At 50.8% G+C, this 1215-nt stretch carries 1 pseudogene; it reads left to right on the top strand.

Going from position 1 to position 1215, the window contains the following annotated elements:
* Nucleotides 1–1025: pseudogene (locus ACWHAR_RS22155) on the top strand (UxaA family hydrolase); the annotation flags it as partial.
* Nucleotides 1026–1215: the final 190 nt, after the last annotated feature.

Below are 1215 nucleotides of genomic sequence, written 5' to 3'. Positions count from 1 at the left end.
GAAGAACCAAGCGCCCCTTTACATCAAAGTGCATGAAATAGATAACACCGCGATTCCGATCCGCACGATTCAAAATCTTGCGAAGCATCCGAACTTCGGCGGAGAAGTAATGGTCATCGGATTGGGATGTGAAAAGCTCCTCCCGGAAAGAATTGCCTCCGAAAATGATGATGACATTCTATCGCTCCAGGATCACCGGGGTTTTGCGGCGATGATCCAATCCATTTTGGAAATGGCGGAGGAACGGTTAATCAGGCTGAACAGCAGAACCCGGGTGTCATGCCCTGTTTCGGATCTGGTTATCGGTCTGCAATGCGGCGGCAGTGATGCGTTTTCCGGCGTAACGGCGAACCCTGCCGTGGGGTATGCGGCTGATTTATTGGTTCGCGCAGGTGCAACGGTTTTGTTTTCTGAAGTGACAGAGGTGCGGGATGCCATTCATTTATTAACGCCCGCGGGCTGTCAGTGAAGAGGTCGGACAATCACTGATCAAAGAGATGAAGTGGTATGACAGCTATCTTCGGCGGGGAGACGCAGACCGAAGCGCAAACCCGTCACCAGGCAATAAAAAAGGCGGATTATCCAATGTGGTGGAAAAAGCGTTAGGTTCGGTAGCGAAATCAGGCACAAGCCCCATCTCCGGCGTGCTCGGCCCTGGTGAAAGAGCAGAACAAAAAGGCCTGCTGTTCGCGGCGACACCGGCAAGCGATTTTGTGTGCGGCACTCTGCAGCTGGCTGCGGGCATGAATCTGCAGGTGTTTACGACAGGGAGGGGAACACCATATGGCCTGGCTGCTGCACCGGTGCTGAAAGTATCGACTCGGCATTCCTTATCAGAGCATTGGGCTGATTTAATCGATATCAATGCCGGCCGAATCGCGACAGGAGAGGCCAGTATCGAAGACGTAGGCTGGGAAATCTTCAGGACGATTTTGGATGTGGCAAGCGGCCGAAAACAAACGTGGGCAGACCGTTGGGGCCTTCATAATGATTTGTGCTTGTTTAATCCTGCTCCAGTGACTTGATTCATGTTTTTATAGCGGAAATATGGAATATGCTGTAAAATGAAAATCAGCGTATAGGAAACGGAGGGGTTACAGCATGGCATTCATTAGATTCCGAGTGACACGAATTCAATAGTGAACAACTCTCGCCTGAATGCGGGAGAATCGGGATGAATCCGCCTATGTATGAGCCCTTATATGGTTATCAAAA

The sequence above is a fragment of the Bacillus sp. LR--39 genome (assembly GCF_053613335.1).
The sequence above is the reverse complement of the archived record's forward strand: the minus strand, read 5'-3'. Positions and strand labels throughout refer to the sequence as shown.